This window comes from Mesorhizobium sp. 2RAF21, from assembly GCF_052115345.1.
Lineage (GTDB): Bacteria > Pseudomonadota > Alphaproteobacteria > Rhizobiales > Rhizobiaceae > Mesorhizobium > Mesorhizobium terrae.
This window is the reverse complement of record NZ_JBFRGM010000012.1, coordinates 59,480-83,740: the sequence shown is the minus strand read 5'-3', so window position 1 is coordinate 83,740 and position 24,261 is coordinate 59,480. Positions and strand designations below refer to the sequence as shown.

Annotated in this window: 22 protein-coding genes; 17 read left to right on the top strand and 5 right to left on the bottom strand. The window is 65.2% G+C overall.

All coding sequences use genetic code 11. The annotated features are described in order from the left end of the window. The first annotated feature begins 125 nt into the window (after positions 1 to 125). A complete protein-coding gene (locus AB4136_RS20315) occupies positions 126 to 473 on the top strand; it encodes a DUF1491 family protein (RefSeq protein ID WP_024925501.1) in 348 nt (115 codons plus the stop codon). Here AB4136_RS20315 and AB4136_RS20310 read toward each other — a convergent pair. From AB4136_RS20310 to AB4136_RS20290, 5 genes are all read right to left on the bottom strand, one after another. Continuing rightward, positions 460 to 1,440 (bottom strand): DUF2336 domain-containing protein, encoded by a 981-nt coding sequence (locus tag AB4136_RS20310; protein WP_024925500.1) that lies wholly within the window; start codon positions 1,438 to 1,440, stop codon positions 460 to 462. The genes AB4136_RS20315 and AB4136_RS20310 overlap by 14 nt on opposite strands. 396 nt (positions 1,441 to 1,836) lie before the next feature. Further along, complete coding sequence (locus AB4136_RS20305) at positions 1,837 to 2,385, bottom strand: DUF1254 domain-containing protein (RefSeq protein ID WP_024925499.1); 549 nt, start codon at positions 2,383 to 2,385, stop codon at positions 1,837 to 1,839. Continuing rightward, the gene (locus tag AB4136_RS20300; protein WP_024925498.1) at positions 2,378 to 2,962 is read right to left on the bottom strand and encodes a DUF1214 domain-containing protein; all 585 of its coding nucleotides are present in this window, start codon (positions 2,960 to 2,962) and stop codon (positions 2,378 to 2,380) included. The genes AB4136_RS20305 and AB4136_RS20300 overlap by 8 nt, the downstream gene beginning before the upstream one ends. A gap of 84 nt (positions 2,963 to 3,046) precedes the next feature. Beyond that, complete coding sequence (locus AB4136_RS20295; protein ID WP_024925497.1) at positions 3,047 to 5,200, bottom strand: transglycosylase domain-containing protein; 2,154 nt, start codon at positions 5,198 to 5,200, stop codon at positions 3,047 to 3,049. Between the two features lie 227 nt (positions 5,201 to 5,427). Beyond that, positions 5,428 to 5,904: a hypothetical protein gene (locus AB4136_RS20290; protein ID WP_024925496.1), complete on the bottom strand. Its 477-nt coding sequence runs from the start codon at positions 5,902 to 5,904 to the stop codon at positions 5,428 to 5,430. 430 nt (positions 5,905 to 6,334) lie between these two features. Here AB4136_RS20290 and AB4136_RS20285 point away from each other — a divergent pair, with 430 nt between their 5' ends. The 16 genes from AB4136_RS20285 (at position 6,335) to AB4136_RS20210 (ending at position 24,236) form a co-directional block, all read left to right on the top strand. After that, positions 6,335 to 6,805, top strand: a complete 471-nt coding sequence (locus AB4136_RS20285) for a hypothetical protein (protein ID WP_036257044.1) — start codon at positions 6,335 to 6,337, stop codon at positions 6,803 to 6,805. Then, positions 6,759 to 9,170 (top strand): baseplate megatron protein TIM-barrel domain-containing protein, encoded by a 2,412-nt coding sequence (locus AB4136_RS20280; RefSeq protein ID WP_137900963.1) that lies wholly within the window; start codon positions 6,759 to 6,761, stop codon positions 9,168 to 9,170. Before AB4136_RS20285 ends, AB4136_RS20280 begins: the two co-directional genes overlap by 47 nt. A 30-nt stretch (positions 9,171 to 9,200) precedes the next feature. Further along, a complete protein-coding gene (locus tag AB4136_RS20275) occupies positions 9,201 to 9,407 on the top strand; it encodes a hypothetical protein (protein ID WP_024925493.1) in 207 nt (68 codons plus the stop codon). A 103-nt stretch (positions 9,408 to 9,510) separates the two neighbouring features. Next, complete coding sequence (locus tag AB4136_RS20270) at positions 9,511 to 9,813, top strand: hypothetical protein (RefSeq protein WP_024925492.1); 303 nt, start codon at positions 9,511 to 9,513, stop codon at positions 9,811 to 9,813. 64 nt (positions 9,814 to 9,877) lie between these two features. Continuing rightward, positions 9,878 to 10,543 (top strand): response regulator transcription factor, encoded by a 666-nt coding sequence (locus tag AB4136_RS20265; RefSeq protein ID WP_024925491.1) that lies wholly within the window; start codon positions 9,878 to 9,880, stop codon positions 10,541 to 10,543. Then, positions 10,527 to 11,963, top strand: coding sequence for an ATP-binding protein (locus AB4136_RS20260; protein WP_024925490.1), 1,437 nt, complete (start codon positions 10,527 to 10,529; stop codon positions 11,961 to 11,963). Before AB4136_RS20265 ends, AB4136_RS20260 begins: the two co-directional genes overlap by 17 nt. Before the next feature lie 104 nt (positions 11,964 to 12,067). Beyond that, entirely contained in the window at positions 12,068 to 12,502 is a 435-nt protein-coding gene (locus AB4136_RS20255; RefSeq protein ID WP_024925489.1) for a hypothetical protein, read from the top strand. 203 nt (positions 12,503 to 12,705) lie between these two features. Next, positions 12,706 to 13,824: a c-type cytochrome biogenesis protein CcmI gene (gene ccmI, locus AB4136_RS20250; protein ID WP_024925488.1), complete on the top strand. Its 1,119-nt coding sequence runs from the start codon at positions 12,706 to 12,708 to the stop codon at positions 13,822 to 13,824. A 15-nt stretch (positions 13,825 to 13,839) separates the two neighbouring features. Beyond that, the gene (gene ccmE, locus AB4136_RS20245) at positions 13,840 to 14,283 is read left to right on the top strand and encodes a cytochrome c maturation protein CcmE (protein WP_024925487.1); all 444 of its coding nucleotides are present in this window, start codon (positions 13,840 to 13,842) and stop codon (positions 14,281 to 14,283) included. Between the two features lie 11 nt (positions 14,284 to 14,294). Beyond that, complete coding sequence (locus AB4136_RS20240) at positions 14,295 to 16,280, top strand: heme lyase CcmF/NrfE family subunit (RefSeq protein WP_024925486.1); 1,986 nt, start codon at positions 14,295 to 14,297, stop codon at positions 16,278 to 16,280. Positions 16,281 to 16,285: 5 nt separating this feature from the next. After that, positions 16,286 to 16,756: a cytochrome c-type biogenesis protein gene (locus AB4136_RS20235; RefSeq protein ID WP_373426409.1), complete on the top strand. Its 471-nt coding sequence runs from the start codon at positions 16,286 to 16,288 to the stop codon at positions 16,754 to 16,756. Between the two features lie 127 nt (positions 16,757 to 16,883). After that, on the top strand, positions 16,884 to 18,413 hold the full coding sequence (locus tag AB4136_RS20230; RefSeq protein ID WP_024925484.1) for a Do family serine endopeptidase: 1,530 nt from the start codon (positions 16,884 to 16,886) through the stop codon (positions 18,411 to 18,413). Positions 18,414 to 18,603: 190 nt separating this feature from the next. Then, positions 18,604 to 19,278, top strand: a complete 675-nt coding sequence (locus AB4136_RS20225) for a response regulator transcription factor (protein WP_024925483.1) — start codon at positions 18,604 to 18,606, stop codon at positions 19,276 to 19,278. A gap of 6 nt (positions 19,279 to 19,284) precedes the next feature. Then, positions 19,285 to 20,742, top strand: a complete 1,458-nt coding sequence (locus tag AB4136_RS20220; RefSeq protein ID WP_024925482.1) for a sensor histidine kinase — start codon at positions 19,285 to 19,287, stop codon at positions 20,740 to 20,742. Positions 20,743 to 20,757: 15 nt separating this feature from the next. After that, on the top strand, positions 20,758 to 23,724 hold the full coding sequence (locus tag AB4136_RS20215; protein ID WP_137901063.1) for a bifunctional [glutamine synthetase] adenylyltransferase/[glutamine synthetase]-adenylyl-L-tyrosine phosphorylase: 2,967 nt from the start codon (positions 20,758 to 20,760) through the stop codon (positions 23,722 to 23,724). Positions 23,725 to 23,786: 62 nt separating this feature from the next. Then, positions 23,787 to 24,236 (top strand): hypothetical protein, encoded by a 450-nt coding sequence (locus AB4136_RS20210; RefSeq protein ID WP_137900962.1) that lies wholly within the window; start codon positions 23,787 to 23,789, stop codon positions 24,234 to 24,236. Positions 24,237 to 24,261 lie beyond the last annotated feature (25 nt).

Here is a 24,261-nt window from a genome sequence, read left to right as displayed (position 1 = left end):
GGTCGGGTTCTCCGCCCGCGGGCAAAACGGCGACGGACCATGCGCTGGACACAAGCGCACGCCCTGCTACAGCAATCACCTATGAAAAAGCATTTCCCGCAATCCGCTTCTCGCGGAGCCCGCCCATGCGTGTGACCACCGACCTGTGGGTGTCGGCGCTGGTGCGCCGGGCCTTTTCGTCGAGCGGCTTCGCGGCGATCCTCCAGCGCGGCGCCACCGAGGCGGGCGCCGTCTTCGTGCTGACGCGCGATCGCTTCGGCGAGGTGACACTCTACGGCCCGGCGCCGCAGACCAGTTATGACAACGCGCGGCCCGACGAGCGCCTGTTCGGCAAACTCGAGACGACGCTGGACGAGGAGGTCGTCATCAAAAGGCTGGAGCGGGAGAAGAAGTTCGACCCCGACATCTGGGTGGTCGAGATCGAGCCGGGTTCGGAACCGGTGGAAGAACTGATCGCGATCAGGACGCCTTGAACGCCGGCTTGCCCTGCTGCGTTGCCGCCGGCGTGTCGGAATTGGCGGTTGTCTCGCGCGCGTCGCGCAGGCCCGGCGACAGCGCCTCGGCCTGCCACTGCGCCAGCTGGCCGCGCGCCACGTCCAACGGCAGCAACCTGTAGCGGTCGAGGAACAGGCGGATCGACTGCGGATGCGGAAACTGGCCGGGAAAGACCGCCACGGCGATCAGGAAGGCGTGGTCGTCGCCGAGTTCGAGTGTGCGCAGTGCGGTGAGCAGCCGCGAATAGTCGTCCGCCGCCGCGATCGAATGCGCCGTGGCGAAGTCGATCCGCAACGCGTCGGCGAGCGCGGTCTTGAAGAAGGCGGCGTTGCCGCTCAGCGCCATGTCGCGCAGCTTCCGGTAGGGATTGGTGTCGGCTCTGGCCGGAGCGGTGGTGGCGGTGTTGTTAGGGTCGGCCATCACCGCGCGCAGGCGCTGGCGCACCGCCTCGGCCGCCTGGCCAGGCATGGGCTTGGCCGGTCCAGGCGCCTCAGTTGCGGTATCGCGCATCTCGCGCGACCGGCCCTGTGCTGGCCGTTCCAGTGCGCGGATCAGATGCGAAATCGCGGGGTTGAGGTCCTTGCGGCGGGCGATGGCGCGCGCATGGGGCAAGCCATGACGGCCGATCAGGGCGATGAGGTCAACATCCGTCAACGCCCGCGAGCGGATCAGGAGCGGCGCCGCGATATCGACCTTGGCGTCGGCAAGCCTGAGCACCAATTGGCGCGGCGCGTATTCGGTTTCCGAAAGGGCGGCTGCGCCGAAGCGCAGCGCCTCATTGGGCGTATCGTCGAACAATGGCAGGGCAAGGTCTTCCAACTGCGCTATCTCGCGGCGCGACGGGCGCGGCAGCGAGCAGAACGCCGAAATGGCGGCCCGGAAAAGCCGCTCGGCCTTTCCCGTTTCCATCCGCACCGCGATATGCCGGAAGTCAGAAGATGACACGAGTTACGCCTGTACAAACACACGGCGCTCCGATCCCGACGCGGACAACAGTCCGGCCGAGGGCGCGCGAACAAGCATCAAATTAGCCGCGATCCGTTAGCGCTCCGTTAACCCTCTAGGCGCCTAATCAACCCTGTAGGCGTTGCGTTTGTGCTCTGGGTCGAACCGAGAGGAATGCGCGAACCATGGGACAGGTACTGTCTTTCCAGCCGCGGAACGCGGCACCAAACAGACTTCCGCGAAGCGTTGATACGGCCGCGTCCGTCATCATCTTTCCAGGGGTGCGCTACGAGCGGCCGCAGGAAGGTGCGGCAACGGCATCGGGCGCCGAGACGGGCACGCAAGGCGCGCCGTCGTCGAAGCCGCGCCACTGAGGCGGCGTAAGTCGCTTTCCGATCAGAATTGCTGCAATTCGCAGGAACTCTGATCGAGGAAACGCGCCACCGCCGGCTTCCAGCTTTCATCCGGCACGAAGGCGCGCACCACCACGATGCCTTCCTCAATCGGCGCCTCGACAAAGATCGAGCCCTGGAACCCGTCGGGCAGGGCCTTGCGCACCTCGATCATCTGCGCCGGCGTCAGCACCACCGCATCCAACTGGCCGTTTGTCGCGCTGCGATCGTTGAAGCTGTAGATGTTGTGGCCGTTGCGGTCGTAGACCGAGACCGACCAGAACGGCACCGAGCCCGGCGCGGTCAGCTGTATCATGCCGTCGGCGAGGTCGAAGCGGCAGGCGGCGGCGTAGAATTGCGGATCGATCGACTTCACCGGCGCCGGACTGCCGGCATCCGCGTCAAGCCGGGCCATGGTGTAGAAATCCGACTTCATCGCCAGGTTCGACCAGGCGTCGCGCTCGGAAAACGTCGGCACCAGCAAAAGCACGGCGATGTGTACGATGGCCGCGCCGACGAGGCCGAGCAGGATGGCGTGGAACAGCCTAGCCATCGCAGCCGATCCTCAGGATGGCCGGCAGCTTGACGTCGGAGAGCCCGGTCGAGGCGGCAATCGGCGTGTCGTAGAAATTGAGCACGAAGCGCAGCGGACCGGCGCCGGCGACGGGAAGCCAGTTGCCGGGCGCCGCGTTACTGGCCACCGTAATGACGGTGGAATTGTCGGCCTGGCGCAGGATCTCGTGCGACTGCAGCGCCGCCTGGCGCGGCCGGCCGGACACGATCGGGTCAAGCGCCTGGTCGGCGGCGTGCAGGGTCCAGAACCGCGCCGTCGGGAAACTGCCTTCGATGGTGTAGCTGCATTCGCGCCGCAGGCTTTCGCCGTTGGAATCGGCCTCGGCGACGAAGGAAAGACCCTCGGCGCGGCCAAGCGCCAGCGCGCCCTGGCGGGCCACGCGCGCCTGCGAATAGGGATCGGCCTCCGCTGTGCCGATATCGGGAAAGGCCGTCCACGGCCCGATGCGGATGGCGCCGCCGCCGCTCTGGGCATCGAGCGCGTACCAGACGCTGCCGCCGCCCAACCCGATGGCGATGGCGAGAGCCAGAAGCGTCAGCAATGCGTTCTTCAGCATGGAGGCTCGTCAGGGCAGGGGATCATTGCGACATGGTGGCCGGCATAGCGGCGGTGCGGGGCTGGTGCAAGGCTGTGGGCTGCTTCACAGCGCCGAGAGCGTTTCGGGTTTGGTAGGCGGGGTGAGCACCGGCGCATCCTCGAAGGTCTTGCTGAGCGTGCGCAGGGTCTGCGTGGTGCGGCTGGACAGAACGGGCGGCCGCTCGGCGGCCACCTTGGCCTGGTCGTCGGCTGCCGGCTTCTTCTCGGGCTCGGTCTTGGCCGCCACCGTCTTGTCGACGAAGGGCTGGTCGATGCCGGGGATCGGCTTCAGGTCGATGTTCTGGTGCGCATAGACCATCATCCGCTGCCAGATCATCGCAGGCAGCGAGCCGCCGGTCATGTTGTTGGTGGGGCGGAAGTCGTCATTGCCGAGCCAGACCGCAGCCGTGTAGTTGCCGGTGAAACCGACATACCAGGCGTCGCGGTAGCTCTGCGTGGTGCCGGTCTTGCCGCCCGAAACGATGTTGGGCAATGCCGCGCGGCGGGCCGTGCCGATGACCGGCACCTGCACCAGCATCGAGTTCATCGAATGCAGCGCCTTTTCCGACAGTACGCGGCGCGGCGGCGGCGCGTCCTTGGCCCAGTCGTAGACGACCTGGCCGGTGTGAGTGACGAGCTGGGTGATGCCGTGGCGCGTGCCGACAAAGCCGTTCTGGGCGAAGACCGAATAGCCGGTCGCCTGGTCCATCACCGTCATGCCGGAGGTGCCGAGCACCATGGTCTTGTGCGATTCCAGCGGCGATTCCACGCCCATGTCCTCGGCCATCTTCTTGATCGGCGGGATCGACAGCGAATCCTTGGCCAGCCGCACCGGCACGGTGTTGATGGATTTGACGAAGGCGGTGAGCAGCGTGATCTTGCCGCCGAAACCACCGCTGTAATTCTTGGGCGTCCAGTTGCCCCAGCTGACCGACGCGCTCGAAATCACCGATTCCGGCGTGAAACCATGCTCCATAGCGGTCGCATAGACATAGGGCTTGAACGACGAGCCGGTCTGGCGCAGCGCCTTGGTGGCGCGGTTGAACTGGCTGGCGCCGTAGTCGCGGCCGCCGACGATGGAGCGCACGGCACCATTGGTCTCGATGACCACGACCGCACCTTCGGTGACGCGATAGTCCTTGCCGTATTGGCGCAGGTGGAACTCGACAGATTCCTCGGCGGCGTCCTGGATGTTGGCGTCGAACGTGGTGTGGGCGACCAGCGAATGCGTGCCCTTGGGTGCGATGCGCTTGACCTCGTCGAAGGCCCAGTCGAGGAAATAGTCCGGGCTCTTGCGCTCGCCGCGGTCGACGACATTGGCCGGATGCAGCCTTGCCTGCAGCACCTGGCCTTCCGACATGAAGCCGCTTTCGACCATGTTGTTGAGCACGACGTTGGCGCGGGCGCGCGCCGCCGGCAGGTTGACGTGCGGCGCGTATTTGGTCGGCGCCTTGAACAGGCCGGCCAGCATCGCCGATTCCGCCAGTGTCAGGTCCTTCACGCTCTTGCCGAAATAGAAATCGGCCGCCGCCTCGATGCCGAAGGTGCCGCCGCCCATGTAGGACCGGTCGAGATAGAGCTGCAGGATCTCTTTCTTGGAAAGATTGGCTTCCAGCCAGAGCGACAGGAAGGCTTCTTTGACCTTGCGCTCCAGCGTGCGTTCGTTGGTGAGGAACAGGTTCTTGGCCAATTGCTGGGTGATCGAGGAACCGCCCTGGACGACCGAATTGGCGCGCACGTTCTCGGTCATGGCGCGCATCAGGCCGAGGACGTCGATGCCGTAGTGGTCGAAGAAGCGGCGGTCCTCGGTCGCCAGCACAGCCTTGATGACATGGTCGGGCATCTGGTCGACCGGCACGGAATCGCGCTGGATGATGCCGCGCTGGCCGATCTCGTTGCCGTAGCGGTCGAGGAAGGTGACGGCGAAGTCGCCCTGGGCGCGCCAGTCGCCCTTGGTTTCCTGGAAGGCCGGCAGCGCCAGCGCCAGCATGACGACGGCGCCGCCGGTGCCGAGCGTAAAGCCTTCCGACAGGATCTCGACCAGCCAGCGCCGCCAGCCTTTGACCTTGAAGCGGCGGAAGAAGATGGTGGCGCTTTCCCAGAACTCGCCGGCCCGGTAGCGCAACTCGTAGAGGCTGGAATCGAGCCAGGCATCCAACGACAGGAACCAGGCGGCGATCGGGCCTCTTTTCTTGCGCGGTTCCTGGGAATTGCTCATCGAGGACGGTTACTGGCTTCGGATGGTTGCGCGGTGATCGGATTATACGCGTTCGCCGCGCAAACGGGAACGCGGACGGCGCCCTCTCGGCGGTCAGGGCCGACTATTCGTCGATTGCTGCGGCACTGGCAAGGGCTCAGCCATTGGACGCGCGATTGGTGAAGGGAGGGTAAAGGCAAACCATTAGGGATAAACGATATTAGCGACCAGCTAAGCGCTGAATTTGATCAGTTTCCAACCGACAGCGATTGTTTCAGCATGTCGAGGTCCTGCAGGCGCCGGTTGGTCAACAGCTTGGCGTTGTTGTTTTCCTGGATAAGCCTGTCGAAGAAGGCGGGATTGATTGGCTTGACGGGCGGTTGCGTGGCGCTGCCGCCTTGCTTGGCCTCGATCGCCGCTATGCGCTCGTTCGACGATTTCAACGCGTCGGCGACGCCCGCGATATCGGCGTTGATCTTGGCCAGTTGCGCGCTGTTGGCGGCGATCTGCTCGGCCAGTTGCGAGCCCTGGTCCCGGGTGGTGAACCTGATGCCGCTTCCGGTCCATTCGAAATTGGCGACATAGGGCAGCGCCAGCAGCGCCGCGCCGATGACGATGATGGCCGAATGCCCGGCCGAAACTTCCAGCTTCTTCAGGATCAGGATGATCGCCAGCACGACCAGGACGGTGCCGGCCACGGCGAACAGGATATCGATGTTGGACATGACGCTTCCCCCAAGCGGGATTTCCATACAACGGAAACCGCCCGACTGAATGTGAGGAAGGTCACGGAGATCGCCGTGCCAGAAGCGCGCGACCATCAGGCCGTTTCGAAGTGCCGCCGCCAATTGCGGGCTTACGACGACAAACGGTGATGAACGGCCATTTTCAAAAAATAGGAAAATAGTCCTTGACACCGTTACGATGCTTTGCTAGGATTTGGTTATCGTCGGAAAAGTGTAGGTGGCGCAGCGGCGCCCCGGCGATTTCCCCTTAATATCTAGCCTGCCGGTCTCTGCACCAGCACCAGACGATGCCGGCGCGCGGCACCTGCATGGTTGTTCGGCTGCCGGCGCACTTTGAGTAACCGTCAGGTTCCGACCGTTTTCAGGAAAAGCAATGCCGAGTTCGAGACCGAACGCGAAACAGCGGGCGTTGCGCGCGCTGGCGGAAGGCGCACGGGTGACGCTCGATCTTCTGGCCGATGCGTCCGGCCGCTCGCTGCAGGCGCTGAAGAAACAGGCCGAGCGCGAAGGCTGGGCACACGCGCGGCGACCTAGCACCGACGCGGCTGAGCGCGTGCAAGCCATCGCGGCGCAGGCGCTGGAGCGGGTGGAGACGTTGTGCAGCGCACTGCTGGCCAATGAGAACATCGACAAGGCCCGCTTCGATGCGCTGACGGCCGCCATCCGCGCGCTGGATCGCATCGCCGAGATTTTGCGCACCGGCGGCATCGCCAGGGAAAGCCAGATCAAGCGCAATGAAGACCTCGCGGAGGTTCTTGGACGCATCAATGAACGCATTGTCGAACTTGCCACCCGGATGGCGGCCGAAATGGTCGCGGATCAATCGTTACTGGATGACGAGCCAGGTCGGCCTGCGGGGCGCCGAGCTGGCATGGCATGAGTGGTTTCTGAGCGCCCATGGCGTGCAATATCCGGTGGGGCGCCCGACGCCGGCGACCTGGCTGGTCACCGGCGGGCGCGGTTCCGGCAAGACCAGGCTGGGCGCCGAATGGGCGACCGCGCTGGCGCGGTGCCTGCCGCCCTTCGCCGAGTTCGGCAATCGCTACGACCGCATCGCGCTGGTGGGCGAAACGCTGGGCGATGCGCGCGAGGTGATGGTGGAGGGGCCTTCCGGCATCCTCACCATCGCCCGCGAGGACCGGCCGCGTTTCGAGCCGACGCGCCGGCGGCTGTTGTGGCCGAGCGGCGCGGTGGCGCAGCTGTTCTCCTCGGAAGATCCGGAGAGCCTGCGCGGGCCGCAATTTTCAGCCGCGTGGTGTGACGAGCTTGGATGCCCGGCGACCGACAAGGGCCCGAACCAGCCCAATGTCTTTCCCGATCCCAAATCGATGGAGAGCGCCGCTCCCTATTTTTCCGACGGCAGCCGCTCCGACATCGCCCAGCGCCGGTTCATCGAGGCCCATCTGCAGCATTGGGATGCGGCTGGGCCCGGCTTCCAGCAGGCCTGGAACCCGGTTTCGCCAGCCTATGGCGGGCGTATGCTCGATCTGTCGCGCATCTATCTGTGGGCGTGGGACGCGCGGCCGTTTCCGGCTTTTCCGCAGCGCGCCGATGTGTGGTCGGACGGCGTCAACTGGGAGCGTGGACACTGGCTGAACGGACGATTGGCGAGCCCGGACCTCGGCGCGCTGATCAACGCCGTCCTGGCCGATCACGGCTTGCCGGCTGCCGACGTTTCCGGCGCCGACGGCGTCGTGCATGGCTATGTCGTCGACGACCCGTCCTCGGCGAGGGCAAGCCTCGAACCGTTGGTCGATCTGTTCGACCTGACAGTGATCGAACAGGCCGACGGGCTGGTGTTCCGGCAGGCGGGCCAGGCTGGCGCCGCTGTGTCGGTAACAGAACTGGTGCTGGACGACGACCGTCCGGCGGTCGAGACCATGCGCGTGCCCGACCAGCAACTGCCCGCCGAGGCGCTGCTGGCGTTTCGTGATCCTTTCTCGGACTACCAATCCGCAACCGCACGCTTCGCGCGGCAGGGTGCGGCCGGCGCCCGCCAGCAGGTGCAGTCGTTTTCCGGAGTGCTCGAAAAGGGGCAGGGGCAGGCGCTGGCCGAGGACTGGCTGCGCCGCACCTGGTACGAGCGCGAGACGATCGGCTTTTCGGTGGCCATGCCCGACGACGCACTTGCGCCCGGCGCCGTGGTGACGCTGCCTGCCTCGGGAAATCCGTCCGAATTCCTGGTCACGGGCGTCGAGGATGGGCTGGTGTGCCGCGTCTCGGCAAGGCAGATCGCGCGCGGTGCGGTGCCGCGCTGGCGCAGCGTCGTGCCGAGGCCGCCGGTTCCGCCGGTCATCGTGTCAGGACGACCGCACGCGGTCTTTCTCGATCTGCCGGCGGGTGTCGGCGAGGGCAGCCTGCACGACCAGCTTCGTGTTGCGGTCTGGCAAAAGCCGTGGCGGACGCAGGCGCTCTCCGCATCGCCGGAGACGACCGGTTTCACCGCGCGCGCCATGGTGGCGAAATCGGCGGTTCTGGGCCGCTTGACCGCCCCGCTCGCCCCCGGTTTCGAGGGACGTATCGACCGTGCCGGGGCGATCTTCGTCGAGCTTTTCGATCGCCAGGCCGAGAGCATCAGCGTGGCGCAAATGCTCAACGGCGCCAACGCGGCGGCGGTGCGGTCGACGGTCGGGGTGTGGGAAGTTCTGCAATTCCAGCAGGCCACGGAAATCGAGCCGCAGCTCTGGCGACTGTCCGGTCTGCTGCGTGGCCAGCTCGGCACCTCGGACGCGATGGCCGCCGGCGCCGCCGAAGGCGCGGATTTTGTCCTGCTGGACGACGCGGTCGTGCCGGCCGGCCTGCGCTCCAGCGAAGTTGGCCTCGTGCTGAACTGGCGGGTCGGGCCGACCGGCCTGGACGGTTCCGGCCTCAATGTTGCCGAGAGCACGGCTGTCGGCGGCCAGCGGGCTGCGTTGCCACTGGCGCCAGTGCATCTGCGCGCACGGCGAGCCGGCGCCGACGTGGTGTTTTCCTGGATCCGCCGTGGCCGTGTTGACGCCGATGGCTGGGATGCGAGCGACATCCCGCTCGGCGAAGCCGTCGAACAATATCGCGTCGAGATTGCGGCGCCTGGCGGCATGCCGGTGCGTACGGTCGTCACCGCGGAACCGCGTTGGCTCTACGAGGCGGCCATGATCGTTGCCGACTTCACCGCGCCGCCTGCCGCGATCGATGTCACGGTGCGGCAGTTCAGCGTCACCGCAGGTTGGGGCGTACCGGTCTCCAAGCGCCTCTCCATTGCCTGAGAGCTCTACTTTCCGTCGAAAGGAACGAAGATGAAAACGATGAAACCCTGGTATCTTTCCCGCACCATCTGGGCGGCGCTGGTGACCATCCTGACCGGCGCCGCCGGACTGGCTGGCGCTTCGCCTGAACAGGTCGACGAAACGGCGCTGACCGACGCCTTGCTGCAAGGCGTCGGCGCGATCGCCGGGCTGGTGGCCCTGTTTGGCCGGTTGTCCGCCACCGACCGCATAGGTTAAGCTTCCTGCAACTCGCCATCCGGCCGCGATGGTGCGAGGTCAAAGGGGACGCAGCCGCCGGTGTTCATTTCGTGTTCAGCCCCGGTGCGCTAGTAAGGGCACCATGAAAAGCTTTCGTTCCAATCTCCGGTCGATTGTGCTGGCGCTCGGCGCCAGCGGGCTGTTTGCAGTGCCGCCGGCAGGGGCGCTTCCGATCACCCCTCTCGACAGCCCCAGCCAGGTTTTGACGGTGGCGTCCGATTGCTACGCCATCGGCCAAGAGGTCGCGGCGCAGAACGGCGGCACGCTCGCCAAAGCCTCGCCGTCAACGCGTGGCGGGCAGCCGGTTTGCGTGGTCGTCATCCTCGTGCCAGGCAAGGAAGGCGAACGCCCGCGCCGGGCCGAAGTGGTGGTGCCGCAGGGCTGAGCGGTCGTCTTACCGCCGGAATCGGCTTATATCTCAGCAACCGAAAGCAACGACACGAGGCACGATGCGCGTATTGGTGGTAGAGGACGACAAGGAGTTGAACCGGCAGTTGGCCGATTCACTCGTCGATGCCGGCTATGTGGTCGACCGCGCCTATGACGGCGAGGAAGGGCATTATCTCGGCGACACCGAGCCCTATGACGCGGTCGTGCTCGATATCGGCCTGCCGCAGATGGACGGCATCAGCGTGGTCGAGCGCTGGCGCCGCGATGGCCGCAAGATGCCGGTGCTGATACTGACGGCGCGCGACCGCTGGAGCGACAAGGTTTCCGGCATCGACGCCGGCGCCGACGATTATGTCACCAAGCCGTTCCACATCGAGGAAGTGCTGGCCAGGGTGCGCGCACTGATCCGCCGGGCCGCCGGCCATGCCTCGTCGGAACTGACCTGCGGTCCCCTGCGCCTCGACACCAAGGCTTCGAAAGCCGATGTCGACGGCGTGCCGCTGAAGCTCACCTCGCACGAGTTTCGCCTGCTTGCCTACTTGATGCACCACATGGGCGAGGTGGTGTCGCGCACCGAACTGGTCGAGCATCTCTACGATCAGGATTTCGACCGCGATTCCAACACGATCGAAGTGTTTGTCGGCCGGCTTCGCAAGAAGATGGGCGTCGACATGATCGAGACCGTGCGCGGCATGGGCTACCGCATGCGTGAACCGGAGGCGTAAAGCGGAACCGCTTCCCACCAAACGGGTCAAGACGAGAGCGCCGCTGCGGTTCTGGCTGCGCTCGCTGACCTTTCGCGTCGTGGCCTTTTCCTCGATGTGGGCCGTGCTGACGCTGGTCGTCATCTTCACCCTGATCACGACGCTCTATCGCCAGGCCAGCGAACGCGGCTTCGACAGCCTGCTTTCAGCCCATCTCTTCAACCTGATCGGCTCGGTCGGCATTTCCGACAAGGGCGTTTTGATCGGCGCGCCGGATCTCGGCGACCTGCGCTTTTCCGAACCGTTTTCGGGTTGGTACTGGTCGGTGGAGCCTGCGTCGGACGGCGTCGGCGGCCATCTGCGTTCGTCCTCCATGGTGCAGGCAATTCCCTCGCCGAGCATCAGCGACGTCCCGTTCAATTCCAGCTTCCAGCGCAGCTACGCTGCTCACGGGCTGAAAGGCGAGGAATTGCAAATCTTCGAGAGCGAATTCGTGCTCGATTCGAAGAACCACATCGCCCGCTTCCGCGTCATGGGCAACAAGAGCGAACTGGAAGAAGAGATTGGCTCTTTCCAGCGCCGGCTGCTCACCTACCTGTCGCTGTTCGGCGTTGGCATGATCGCCATCAACGCCATTGCCATCCTGTTCGGCCTGCAGCCGCTGCGGCGCGTGCGCGCCGCCCTTGCCATGGTACGGGAAGGCACGGCGAAGCGGCTCGACGGCCGTTTTCCGTCCGAAATCGAGCCGCTGGCCGACGAAACCAACGCGCTCATCGAGAACAACAAACGCATCGTCGAACGTTCGCGCACGCAGGTCGGCAATCTCGCCCATTCGCTGAAGACGCCGCTTGCCGTGATGCTGAACGAGGGCCGCGCGCTGGGCGGGCCGAAAGGCGAGCTGATCGCCGGCCAGGCGGCCTCGATGCAGAAACAGGTCGAGCACTATTTGCAGCGCGCCCGCATCGCCGCGCAGCGCGACAGCGTCGTCTACCGCACCCCGGTGGCGCCACTGGCCGAGCGCATGGTGCGGGTGATGCAGAAGCTCAATCCCAACGTCGCGCTGTCGCTATCACTGCCGCCGGAGGGCATTATTTTTGCCGGCGAGCGCGAGGATCTCGAGGAGGTTTTGGGTAACCTTCTGGAGAATGCGATGAAGTGGGCGAATGGCGCGGCCAGGGTCACGGTCCGGCCATTGGCAACGGGTGGCGAAGGCGGCGAACCGTTCGAAATACTCATCGAGGATGATGGCCCCGGAATCCCGGAAGACAAGGCGCGCGATGCCTTGCAGCGCGGCAAACGCCTCGATGAAACCAAGCCCGGGACGGGGCTTGGTCTGGCCATCGTCGCCGACCTCGTCAACGAATATGGCGGCAGCCTCGCGCTGGAACGTTCGGACCTCGGTGGGCTCAAGGCGATTGTGCGCCTGCGAAGTGTCCGGTGAGGAACAGAGTTATGGGATTGGCATGCGGCCCAATTTCAGCCCAATATCGGCACTATCGCCGCGACCGTCGCCCAGTGCGTGGCGAAGAGGGGACTTTTGAGAGAATGACGATTCGCATTGGCTTCGTTGCCGGAATGTTGCTGCTGACCGGCTGCGCCACGACCGGGTTGACCGGCAATGGTTCGGACACCGCGCCGAAAGCCGGCAAGGACAGCGGTTCGGTCACATCGACCGTGCTCGAGGAACTGGGTGACGGCCTGATCGGTGGCAATATCGGCTCCGGCTTGACCGCGGCCGACAAGCGCAAGGCGCTGGAGGCCGAATACAAGGCGCTCGAATACACCGCCAGCGGCCAGACGGTCACCTGGAAGAGCGACCAGGGAGGGCGCTATGGCGAAGTGGTTGCCGCGCAGCCCTATCGCGTCGGCTCGCAGGACTGCCGCCAGTATCGCCACACCGTCTATTCGGGCGGCAACGGCCAGATCGCCCGTGGCACGGCTTGCCGCAACACCGACGGGTCGTGGACGCCGCTGACCTGACGTTGGAGCGCCGCGCCTCCTTTTTGGACGCGCAAAAGGACGCTCCGACAATTTGATTTGCGGTGAAGGCGCTCGAACTGCTTCGAATGTCCGATTTCGATTGAGCGTTTGCGCTCGATCAAGTGCGGCCGGCCGTAATTCTGTCAAAGCGTCGCAGGACGCTTGTGTTGGCAGGACGAAGCCGGACCGCTATTGGAAGTTCCATGCTGTTTTGGGTCATAGCCGCGGTGCTGACGCTGGGTGCGAGCCTGGCGGTGCTGCTGCCCCTCGCGGGGAGCGCGAAGGAGCGGGATTCGCAGGACGCCCATGACCTCGAAGTCTACCGCGACCAGCTTTCCGAACTCGACCGCGATCTCGCCCGCGGGCTGATCCAGCCGGTCGAGGCCGAGCAGGCGCGCGCCGAAATCGCCCGCCGCATCATTCGGCTGGGAACTGGCGAGACGGCGGCCGCCGCGCCTGGTACGATGCCGAAGCTGGCGGGGCTGTTGTCGATGGCCGCCGTGCTGGCCGTGCCGCTGTTGAGTTGGGGCATCTACAGCCGTATCGGTTCGCCCGATCTGCCGTCCCAACCGCTCGCCGAGCGGCTGGCGAAGAACCCGGCCGACAGTTCGGTGGACGAACTTGTCGCGCGCGCCGAGGCGCATCTGACGAAGAACCCGTCGGATGGCCGTGGCTGGGACGTTCTGGCCCCGATCTATCTCAGGATCGGTCGTTTCCCCGATGCCGTCACCGCCTACCGCAATGCCATTCGCTTGGCAGGCGAAACGGCTGCGCGCCAGGCCGGACTTGGCGAAGCCATGGTCAATGGCGCCGGCGGGGTCGTCTCCGCCGAGGCACAGGCGGTGTTTGAGGCAGCCCTCAAGCTTGAGCCCGCCAACCCCAAGGCGAATTTCTATCTCGCATTGGCGCTGTCGCAGGAGGGTCGCAAGCCCGAGGCCGTGGCCATGCTGCAGAAGATGCAGGCATCGCTGCCTCAGGATTCGCCGTGGCGTCGCGCCGTCGGCCAGGCGCTGGCCGCTGAAGGTTCGCGGCCGGCCGCAGGGCCGAGCGAGGACCAAGTGGCCGCAGCCTCCTCGCTTTCCGACGAGGACCGCAGCGCGATGATCGAGACCATGGTTGCCGGCCTCGATGAAAAACTGAAGCAGAATCCACGCGACGCGGAAGGGTGGATGCGCCTCATTCGTTCTTATGCCGTGTTGCGCAAGCCCGACGAGGCGCGTGCCGCGCTGCGCCGTGGCATTGCCGTGTTCGGTGCCGACAGCCCGGAGGCCAAGCAATTCACCGCCTTTGCCGGCACGCTCGGCCTGACGGCGACAGAGTAGGGGCGAAACGGGATCATGACACGCAAGCAGAAAAGGCTGTCGGTGATCGTGGCGGGGCTGGGTTTCCTGGCGCTGGCCGCCGGCTTGACCTTCTATGCGCTCGGTCAGAAGGCGTCCTATTTCTACATGCCTGCCGATATCGCCGCCGCCAATCTGGCGCCCGGCCAGCGCATCCGGCTGGGCGGGCTGGTGGAGAAGGGCACGATCCTGCGCGGGCAGGGGACGACGGTTTCCTTCGCGGTGACCGACACGCACAATTCGGTCAAGGTCACCTATACCGGCATCCTGCCCGACCTGTTTCGCGAGGAGCAGGGCGTCATCACCGAAGGCGCGTTTGGTCCGGATGGCACTTTCGTGGCCGACAGCGTGCTGGCCAAGCACGACGAGCGCTACATGCCCAAGGAAGTCGCCGACGGGCTGAAGGCCAAGGGCGTGTGGCAGGAGACGAAGAGTGAATAGCGGACGCCGCCATGGTTGAGATCGGTCACTTCGCCCTCGTACTCGCCTTCGCGCTGGCGCTGGTGCAGACCGTGGTGCCGCTGGTGGGCGCTCGCGCCGGCAATGAGCGCATGATGGCCGTAGGCGGTCCGACCGCGATCACCGGCTTCGCGCTGACCGCGCTGTCTTTCGCCGCATTGGTGTCGGCCTATGCCGGTTCCGATTTCTCGGTGGTCAATGTCTGGGAGAATTCGCATTCCCTGCAGCCGATGATCTACAAGATCACCGGAAGCTGGGGCAATCACGAAGGCTCCATGCTTTTGTGGGTGCTCATCCTCACCTTCTTCGGCGCGCTGGTCGCGGCCTTCGGAAGCAATCTGCCGGCGACGCTGAAAGCCAATGTGCTTGCCGTGCAGGGTTCGATCGGCACCGCCTTTTTCCTGTTCATCCTGACCACGTCCAATCCCTTCGCGCGGCTGTCGCCGGCGCCGGTGGAAGGGCGCGATCTCAATCCTATCCTGCAGGATCTCGGCCTCGCCATTCATCCGCCGCTGCTCTATCTCGGCTATGTCGGCTTCTCGATCTGCTTCTCCTTCTCGGTCGCCGCGCTGATCGACGGACGCATCGATGCCGCCTGGGCGCGCTGGGTGCGGCCGTGGACGCTGGTCGCCTGGATTTTCCTGACCGGCGGCATCGCCATGGGCTCTTACTGGGCCTATTACGAACTGGGCTGGGGTGGTTTCTGGTTCTGGGACCCGGTCGAGAACGCTTCCTTCATGCCGTGGCTGGCCGGCACGGCGCTGCTGCATTCGGCCATCGTGATGGAAAAGCGTTCGGCGCTGAAAATCTGGACGCTGCTGCTCGCTATCCTCACCTTCTCGCTGTCGTTGCTGGGCACCTTCCTGGTGCGTTCGGGCGTGCTCACCTCCGTGCATGCCTTCGCCACCGACCCTTCGCGCGGCGTCTTCATCCTGTGCATCCTTTTGTTCTTTATCGGCGGGTCTCTGGCGCTGTTTGCCCTGCGCGCCGCTTCGCTGACGGCCGGCGGGCTGTTCCAGCCGATTTCGCGCGAGGGCGCGCTGGTTCTCAACAATTTGTTCCTGACCACGGCGGCGGCCACCGTCCTGGTCGGCACGCTCTATCCGTTGGGGCTGGAGGCGCTTACCGGCGACAAAATCTCGGTCGGCGCACCGTTCTTCAACCTGACCTTCGGCCTTTTGATGCTGCCGCTGCTGTTGTTGGTGCCGTTCGGCCCGCTGCTGGCCTGGAAGCGCGGCGATATTCTGGCCGCCGCCCAGCGTTTGATGGCCGCCTTTGGCGCGGCGCTGCTGGCAGCGATTGTCACGCTCGTTTTCATCGACGGCAGTTCCGCCCTTGCCGCGCTCGGCGCCGGCCTGTCCTTCTGGCTCATCATGGGCGCGCTGACCGATCTCGCCGCCAAATCCGGCTTCGGTTCGGTGACATTCCCGATCATGCTGCGCCGCTTTGCCGGCCTGCCCCGTTCGGTGTTCGGCACGGCGCTCGCCCATGCCGGCCTCGGCATCACGCTGATCGGTATTGTCGGCACACTGGGGTTCGGCAGCGAGCATATTCTGACGATGCGTCCGCAGGAGACCGTCGAGATCGCCGGCCGTGTCGTGCACTTCGACGGCCTGATGCCGATGAAGGGACCGAACTACAGCGAGGATCGCGCCCGCTTCGAACTCATCGGCGCGAACGGCCAGGTGACGGGCGAAATCAGCTCGGCCAAGCGATTCTACCCGGCGCGCCAGATGCCGACTACCGAGTCCGGCATCAAGACGATCGGCTTCAACCAGCTCTACATCTCGCTGGGCGATGAGGCTGCGGACGGCTCGGTTGTCGTGCGCATCTGGTGGAAACCGCTGGTGACGCTGATCTGGCTGGGCGGGGTGGTGATGATGGCGGGCGGCACCGTGTCGCTGGCCGACCGCCGCCTGCGCGTCGGCGCGCCTGCCAAACGCAAGGCCAAGACCGTGCCTGCCGGAAGTCTGTCGTGAAGCCCGTGGCCGGCATCGTTCGTTCGCTGGCGGCATGCGTGCTGGTGCTCGGCGTTCTGGCATCCGGCACTGCCCTTGCGGTGAAGCCGGACGAGGTTCTGTCCGATCCCGCGCTCGAGGCTCGCGCCCGTGCGTTGTCGTCCGGCCTGCGCTGCATGGTCTGCCAGAACCAGTCGATCGACGAATCCGACGCGGACCTCGCGCGCGACCTGCGCATCCTGGTGCGCGACCGGCTGAAGGCGGGCGACAGCGACGGGCAGGTGATCGATTATGTCGTGTCGCGCTACGGCGAGTTCGTCCTTCTGAAACCCCGTTTCGAATGGCGCAACGCCTTGCTGTGGGGGGCGCCGGTGCTGCTGCTGGTCGTCGGCGGCGCCTTCATGGTGCGCGCCGCGCGCCGCCGCAAAGCGCCCGAGACCGCAGCCCTGTCCGACGAAGAAAAGGCCAGGCTGGACGCCATCCTGAAGCAGGATTGAAGCGTCGGGCAACCGCCCAAGATTACCAAAATTTCATGCACCGGAAATGGCGCCGTAATGTCGGCGATCTTATTCCTTTTGTTCGAAGGGTGCTTTTGGCACCTGCGTGCAAAAGGACAACAGACCGATGACTGCTTCCCCCATTTCCTCCCGCACCCGCTCGCGCCTGACTGCTGCCGCTGCTTCCGTGGCCATCGCCGGCGCGATCGGCTTCGTCGCCGTGACCACCGGCACCGCCCCCGTGATGGCCGAGGCCGTGCGCGTCCAGGCTCCCCAGGTTGCGGGTTTTGCCGACCTCGTCGAGAAGGTCTCGCCGGCGGTCGTCTCCGTTCAGGTCAAGGCCAAGGTTCAGCCCGCTGCAGACGACGGCCAGGCGAGCCCGTTCGACGGTCCGGACTTCTTCCAGGACAACCCGCAGCTGAAGCGCTTCTTCAAGGAATTCCGCGGTCCCGACGGCCAGGGCGGCCGCCGCTTCCAGCACCGCGATAACCCCAATCGCGAACCGCGCCCGGTGGCGCAGGGCTCCGGCTTCTTCATTTCCGAAGACGGCTACATCGTCACCAACAACCATGTTGTCGATGGCGGCAGCGCCTTCACCGTCGTCATGAAGGACGGCAAGGAGCTTGACGCCAAGCTGGTCGGAACCGACCCGCGCACCGACCTCGCCGTGCTCAAGGTCGACGGCGGCGGACAGAAATTCACCTATGTCGACTTCGCCGACGATGCCAAGACCCGCGTCGGCGACTGGGTCGTGGCCGTCGGCAACCCGTTCGGCCTCGGCGGCACCGTGACCGCCGGCATCGTCTCGGCCCGTGGCCGCGACATCGGCGCCGGCCCGTATGACGACTTCATCCAGATCGACGCCCCGGTCAACCGCGGCAACTCGGGTGGCCCGACCTTCGACCTCAACGGCCAGGTGGTCGGCATCAACACCGCCATCTTCTCGCCCTCGGGCGGCAGCGTCGGCATCGCTTTCGACATTCCGGCCTCCACCGCCAAGAATGTGGTGCAGGTTCTGATGAAGGGCGGATCGATCGAGCGCGGATGGCTCGGCGTCGAAATCCAGCCGGTCACCTCCGACATCGCCGAATCGCTCGGCCTGAAGGGTGAAAAGGGCGCGCTGGTCGCTGGTTCGCAGGACAACAGCCCGGCCAAGAAGGCGGGCATCGTTGCCGGCGACGTCATCACCCAGGTCGACGGCAAGTCGGTCGAGACGACCAAGGATCTGGCCCGCACCATCGGCAACTACCAGCCCGGCAAGTCCGTCGACGTCACCGTCTGGCGCGGCGGCAAGGAACAGTCCATCAAGGTCGATCTCGGCACCCTGCCGAAGAACGACAAGATGGCCTCGGCCGAACAGCAGTCGGCGCCGGCCAAGGACCACAATTCGCTGACCGACCTCGGTCTTACCGTCACCAAGTCCGAGGACGGCAAGGGTCTGGTTGTCACCGAGGTCGATCCCGACAGCGATGCCGCCGACCGTGGCATCCAGGCCGGCGACGTGATCACCGCGATCAACTCGCAGGAAGTCACCGCGGCGTCCGACATCAGCAAGGCGATGACCGACGCCCAGAAGGCCGGCCGCAAGCAGGTGCTGGTGCAGATCACCCGCAACGACAACAACCGCTTCATCACCTTGCCGGTCGCCAAGGGCTGATAGTCTTCCGTTTTCCGATGCGGCGGTTTCCACACCCCCGGATCGCCGCAAAGGAAACCTGGTCGGAACAGTCTGTCAGTCTTCGGTGTCCGACCTCGGCGGCAGCGGGCCTCGTCGCCCGCTGCCGCAAAACTTTAGGGATGTTGCAATGACTGCCGCCAGAGCGTCCGAAATTGCGTATAACGATCCCATGAAGATTCTCATCATCGAGGATGATCGGGAGGCCGCCGACTATCTGGAGAAGGCGTTCACCGAGGCGGGTCATACCGCCCATGTCGCCGGCGACGGCGAGACCGGTTTTGCGCTCGCCGATTCCGGCGAATACGACGTCATGGTGGTGGATCGCCTGTTGCCGCGCCGCGACGGGCTGTCGGTGATCGCCGGCTTGCGCTCGCGCGGCAATGCCACCCCGGTCCTCATCCTTTCCGCGCTCGGCGAGGTCGACGATCGTGTCACCGGTCTGCGCGCCGGCGGCGACGACTATCTGACCAAGCCCTACGCCTTTTCCGAACTGCTCGCCCGCGTCGAGGTGCTGAACCGCCGCGCCGGCGCGAAGGAGACCGAGACGGTCTATCGCACCGGCGATCTCGAGCTCGACCGTCTGTCCCATTCCGTCAAGCGAGCGGGCAAGGAAATCGTGCTGCAGCCGCGCGAGTTTCGGCTGCTTGAATATCTGATGCGCCATGCCGGCCAGGTGGTGACGCGCACCATGCTCCTGGAAAATGTCTGGGACTATCATTTTGATCCGCAGACCAATGTCATCGACGTGCATGTGTCGCGGCTGCGCGGCAAGATCGAAAAGGGTTTCGAGAAGCCCATCCTGCACACCATCCGCGGCGCCGGCTACATGCTGAAGAGCGGCTAGCTGCCTATGGCGCTGACCTTACCGGCCATCATGAGGACGACGGCGGCGCGGCTCTCCGCGCTGTATCTGTTGCTGTTCGCGCTCTGCGCCATGCTTCTGGTCTTCTACATGACCTCGCTGTCGGCGCGCATGCTGACCTCGCAGACGCAGGAGACCATCAACGAGGAAGCGCTGGGCCTTGCCCGCGCCTATCAGCGCGGCGGCCTGCCTTTCCTGGTGCGCACCGTGGAGCGACGCTCGCGGGCGCCGGGCGCCAATCTCTACATGATCGCCGATCCGAACGGACAGATCCTGACCGGCAACGTCCAGAGCATCGAACCCGGCGTGATTGCCCGCGAAGGCTGGACCGAATTGCCGTTCTCCTACGAACGCTACGGCGAGACCGGTGGTGAGCAGTCGCAGGCGGCGGGTGACAGCAGCCATCCTGCTGCCCAGGCCAAGCAGAGCAAGGGGCACAACGCCATTGCGCTGGTGGTGCGCCTGCCCAACCAGATGATTCTTTTGGTCGGCCGCGACATGGGCGAGCCGGAGCAGTTCCGCTCCGTCGTGCGGCGCGCGCTCATGCTGACGCTCGGCATGATGGGGCTGGGTGGCCTGGCGATCTGGTTCTTCGTCGGCCATGCCGCACTAAAACGCATCGACAACGTCTCGGAGGCGAGCCGGCGCATCATGGGCGGCGACCTCACCGGCCGCCTGCCGGTTACCGGTGCCGGCGACGAGTTCGACCGCTTGTCGGAAAACCTCAACGCCATGCTGGCCCGCATCGCCACGCTCAACGAAGGGCTGAAGCAGGTCTCCGACAACATCGCCCATGACCTCAAGACACCGCTGACCAGGCTGCGCAACCGGGCCGAGGCCGTGCTGTCCGGCAAACACAGCGCCGCCGACTACAAGGCGGCGCTGGAGGGCACGATCACCGAGTCCGACCAGCTCATCAAAACCTTCAACGCCATCCTGATGATCTCCAGGCTGGAGGCGGGTTATTCGTCCGAGAACGTCACGCAGGTCGATCTCGCCGCCGCCGTGCGCGACGTCGTCGAGCTCTACGAGCCCGTGGCGGAGGAGGCCGGCGTGATGATCGAGGCAGGGCTGACCGGACCCTATCTGGTCGACGGCAATCGCGAGCTCGTCGGGCAGGCATTATCGAACATCGTTGACAACGCCATCAAATATTCGACCGACGCGACCGCCAAGCCGGTCGTCAAGGTTTCGCTCGAACGCGTCGCCGGCAAGATCATGCTGTCAGTGGCCGACAACGGCCAGGGCATACCGGACGACGCCGACCGGGCGCGGGCCACCGAGCGTTTCGTGCGTCTTGAGAAGAGCCGTTCGCAGCCGGGCTCGGGGCTGGGGCTCAGTCTCGCCAAGGCAATCATGAAATTCCACAAGGGCACCCTTGATCTTAAACCCGCCGATCCCGGACTATGCGTCGTCATGAGCTTTCCCGCGCGGGAAGGTTTCTAGGGGAGAGACGGAATGATGGCAGTCGCGGCGGGCAAGGAAAAGACCAAGGCATTGTGGCGGTTGGAGCCGAAGGCGCGGCTTTCGCCGCTGGATGCCCGGCACGCGCAAGACGAGCTGGCCGACGTTGCCGCCGCTGCAGCCGAGGACGAGCTGCCGCGTCTCGCCCGGTTCCTGTCCGCCAAGGGGCCTGTGCAGGATTTCCTTGCCGCCGTTTTCGACCTTTCTCCCTTCCTGCGCGATCTCGCCCGGCGGCGGCCGCAGATACTCGACGCGCTGTTCGATGAAACCGTCGAGGAGCGGCTCGCGGCGATCGGGCAGGCGATTGCTATGGCTCCCCGTGCCGAGGGCGTTTCGGAACAGAGCCTGATGATGGAGCTTCGCCAGTTCAAGGCGGAGGCGCATTTCCTGATCGCGCTTGCCGAGCTCGCCGGCGTCTCTGAAACGGTGCTCACCGTTCGCCGCCTTTCCAGCCTGGCCGATGCCTCGATCCGCGCTGCGGTCGATTTCCTGCTGCGCGACGCGCATGGGCAGGGCAAGCTGAAGCTGGTCGATCCCGAGAACCCGACGCTGAAATCCGGCTGGGTCCTGCTCGGCATGGGCAAGCTCGGCGCCAACGAGTTGAATTTCTCGTCCGATATCGATCTGGTTGTTTTCTTCGACCCCTTCGCGCCGGCGGTGATCGATCCGCTGGACGCCACGGAACTGTTTTCGCGGCTCACCCGCCGCCTTGTCCGCATCCTGCAGGACCGTACCGAACACGGTTATGTCTTCCGCACCGATCTCAGGCTGCGTCCTGATCCGGGCTCGACGCCGCTGGCCATCCCGGTCGAGGCGGCGCTCAATTATTACGAGGGCAGGGGCCAGAACTGGGAACGCGCCGCCATGATCAAGGCGCGGCCGGTTGCCGGCGACATTGCGGCCGGCGAAGCCTTCCTCAAGGAACTGCAGCCCTATGTCTGGCGCAAATACATGGATTACGCGGCGATCGCCGATGTCCATTCGATCAAACGCCAGATCCATGCGCATAAGGGCCATGGCGAGGTGGCCGTGAAGGGCCACAACGTCAAGCTCGGCCGCGGTGGCATCCGCGAGATAGAATTCTTCGTGCAGACCCAGCAGCTGATCGCTGGCGGCCGTTTTCCGGAACTGCGCGGTCGCGAGACCGTGCCGATGCTGGGCGAACTGGCCGGGCGCAACTGGATCACCGCCGAGGCGCGCGACGTGCTGGCCAACCAGTACTGGTTCCTGCGCCGGGTCGAGCACGCCGTGCAGATGGTGGCCGACGAACAGACCCATATGCTGCCGGAGGACGACGAGGGGCTGGAGCGCATCGCCCGCATGCTGGCTTACAAGGACGCCGAGACCTTCGCCGCAGCCTTTCGCGCCGCGTTGCTACAGGTCGAGGGTCATTACGCCGCTTTGTTCGAGGCGGCGCCGGAGCTTTCGGCCGGCGTCGGCAACCTCGTCTTCACCGGCGATGTCGACGACCCCGACACCTTGCAGACCTTGCATCGCCTGGGCTTCCAGCGCCCGAGCGACATTTGCCGCGTCATCCGCACCTGGCATTTCGGCCGCTACAGGGTGACGCGCTCGGCCGAAGCGCGTGAGCGGTTGACCGAACTGACGCCGGCGCTACTCGAAGCCTTCGGCAAGACGCGCCGCGCCGACGAGGCGTTGATGCGCTTCGACGAGTTTCTCTCCGGCCTGCCCGCCGGCATCCAGCTTTTCTCGCTGCTGCAGTCCAATCCCGGCCTGCTGCGGCTGATGGCGACCATCATGGGCGCGGCACCGCGGCTGGCTGCCATCATCACGCGCCGTCCACATGTGTTCGACGGGCTGCTCGATCCTGCACTTTTGACCGAACTGCCGAACCGCGCCTATTTGTCTGCCCGGCTTGCCGCCTTCATCGATGGTGACCGCGCTTATGAGGACGTGCTCGACCGGTTGCGCATCTTCGCCGCCGAGCAGAAATTCCTGATCGGGGTGCGCCTGCTGGCCGGCTCCATCGACGCCACGCGCGCCGGCCGCGCCTTCTCCGACCTCGCCGACCTCACCATCGGCGCGGCACTCGAAGCGGTCAGCGCCGAATTCGCGCAACGTCATGGCCGCATCGCCGGCGGGCGCGTCGCTTTGCTCGGCATGGGCAAACTCGGCAGCCGCGAACTGACCGCCGGCTCCGATGTCGACCTGATCCTGCTCTACGATCACGACGAGGATGCCGAGGATTCCGATGGCGAGCGGCCGCTGGCGCCGTCGCACTACTTTGCGCGCATGACACAGCGCCTGATCGCCGCCGTCTCGGCGCCGACAGCCGAGGGTGTGCTCTATGAACTCGACCTCAGGTTACGCCCGTCCGGCAATAAGGGGCCGGTGGCGACCCATGTCGGTTCGTTCCGCAAATACCAGCGCCAGGAGGCCTGGACCTGGGAACAGATGGCGCTGACCCGCGCCCGCGCCATCGCCGGCGATGCCTCGCTGGGAGCGGAGCTCGAAGCGGAAGTGGCCGCGATCCTGGCTTTGCCGCGGGATGCCGCCAAGGTGCGTGCCGATGCCGGCGAAATGCGCAAGCTGATCGAAGAGGAGAAGCCGGCGCACGATCTGTGGGACATCAAGCTCATTCCGGGCGGGTTGATCGATCTCGAATTCATCGCGCAGGTGGCGACGATCACCGGCCGCCTCACCGGTGCCGAACGCACGCCGGGCACCGCCGAGACGCTGGCGCGGCTGGCGCCCGACTATGCCGATGCGACCACGACGCGCGAGCTCTGCGACGCATATTCGCTCTATTTGTCGGTTACCCAGATGATCAGGTTGTGCCTCACCAGCGCCTTCGACAAGAACGATGTGCCGCCCGGTCTGGCCGACCTTCTTCTGGCAGCAACCGATCTGCCGGATTTCGGGGTGCTGGAAGCGCACCTCAAGGAGACGTCGCAAAAGGTGCGGAAGGATTTCGACCTTTTGCTGCGTGGGAAGCGGTCATGAGGCACTGACACCTCGCGCCCCTTCCCGAAGCATCGGGGGTAACGATGCAACAGGAGATACCGATGAGAAAATCGACAAAACTGGCATTTGCGTTCGTGGCCCTGGCCGGTGTGGTTGGCACGGCCGCTTATGCGCAGGAAAAGGGCGACGGCATGCGCGACGGTGTCCGCATGCGTCTGCAGAAGGCGTTGAAGGATAACGACGGCGGCATCACTTTCGACCAGTTCGAGGCGGCGATGAACCCGCAACTGACGAAGATCCTCGCCGACAATGGCGGCAAGGTCACCGTTGAACAGCTTGCCGCGGCGCTCGAAAAAGCCCGCTTCGAGCAGATGGCCAAGCGCATCATCTCCCGCTACGACACTAAGGGTGATGGCGTCATGACCCAGGAAGATGTCACTGCCCGCCAGAAGAAGGTCTTCGCGCTGCTCGACAAGAACAACGACGGCAAGATCGAGAAGAACGAATTGCCGAAGGGTGGCCGCGGCCACCGCCTCGAAGGCGCGGAGTAAGCGCGGTCGATGAAGCGAGCACGCC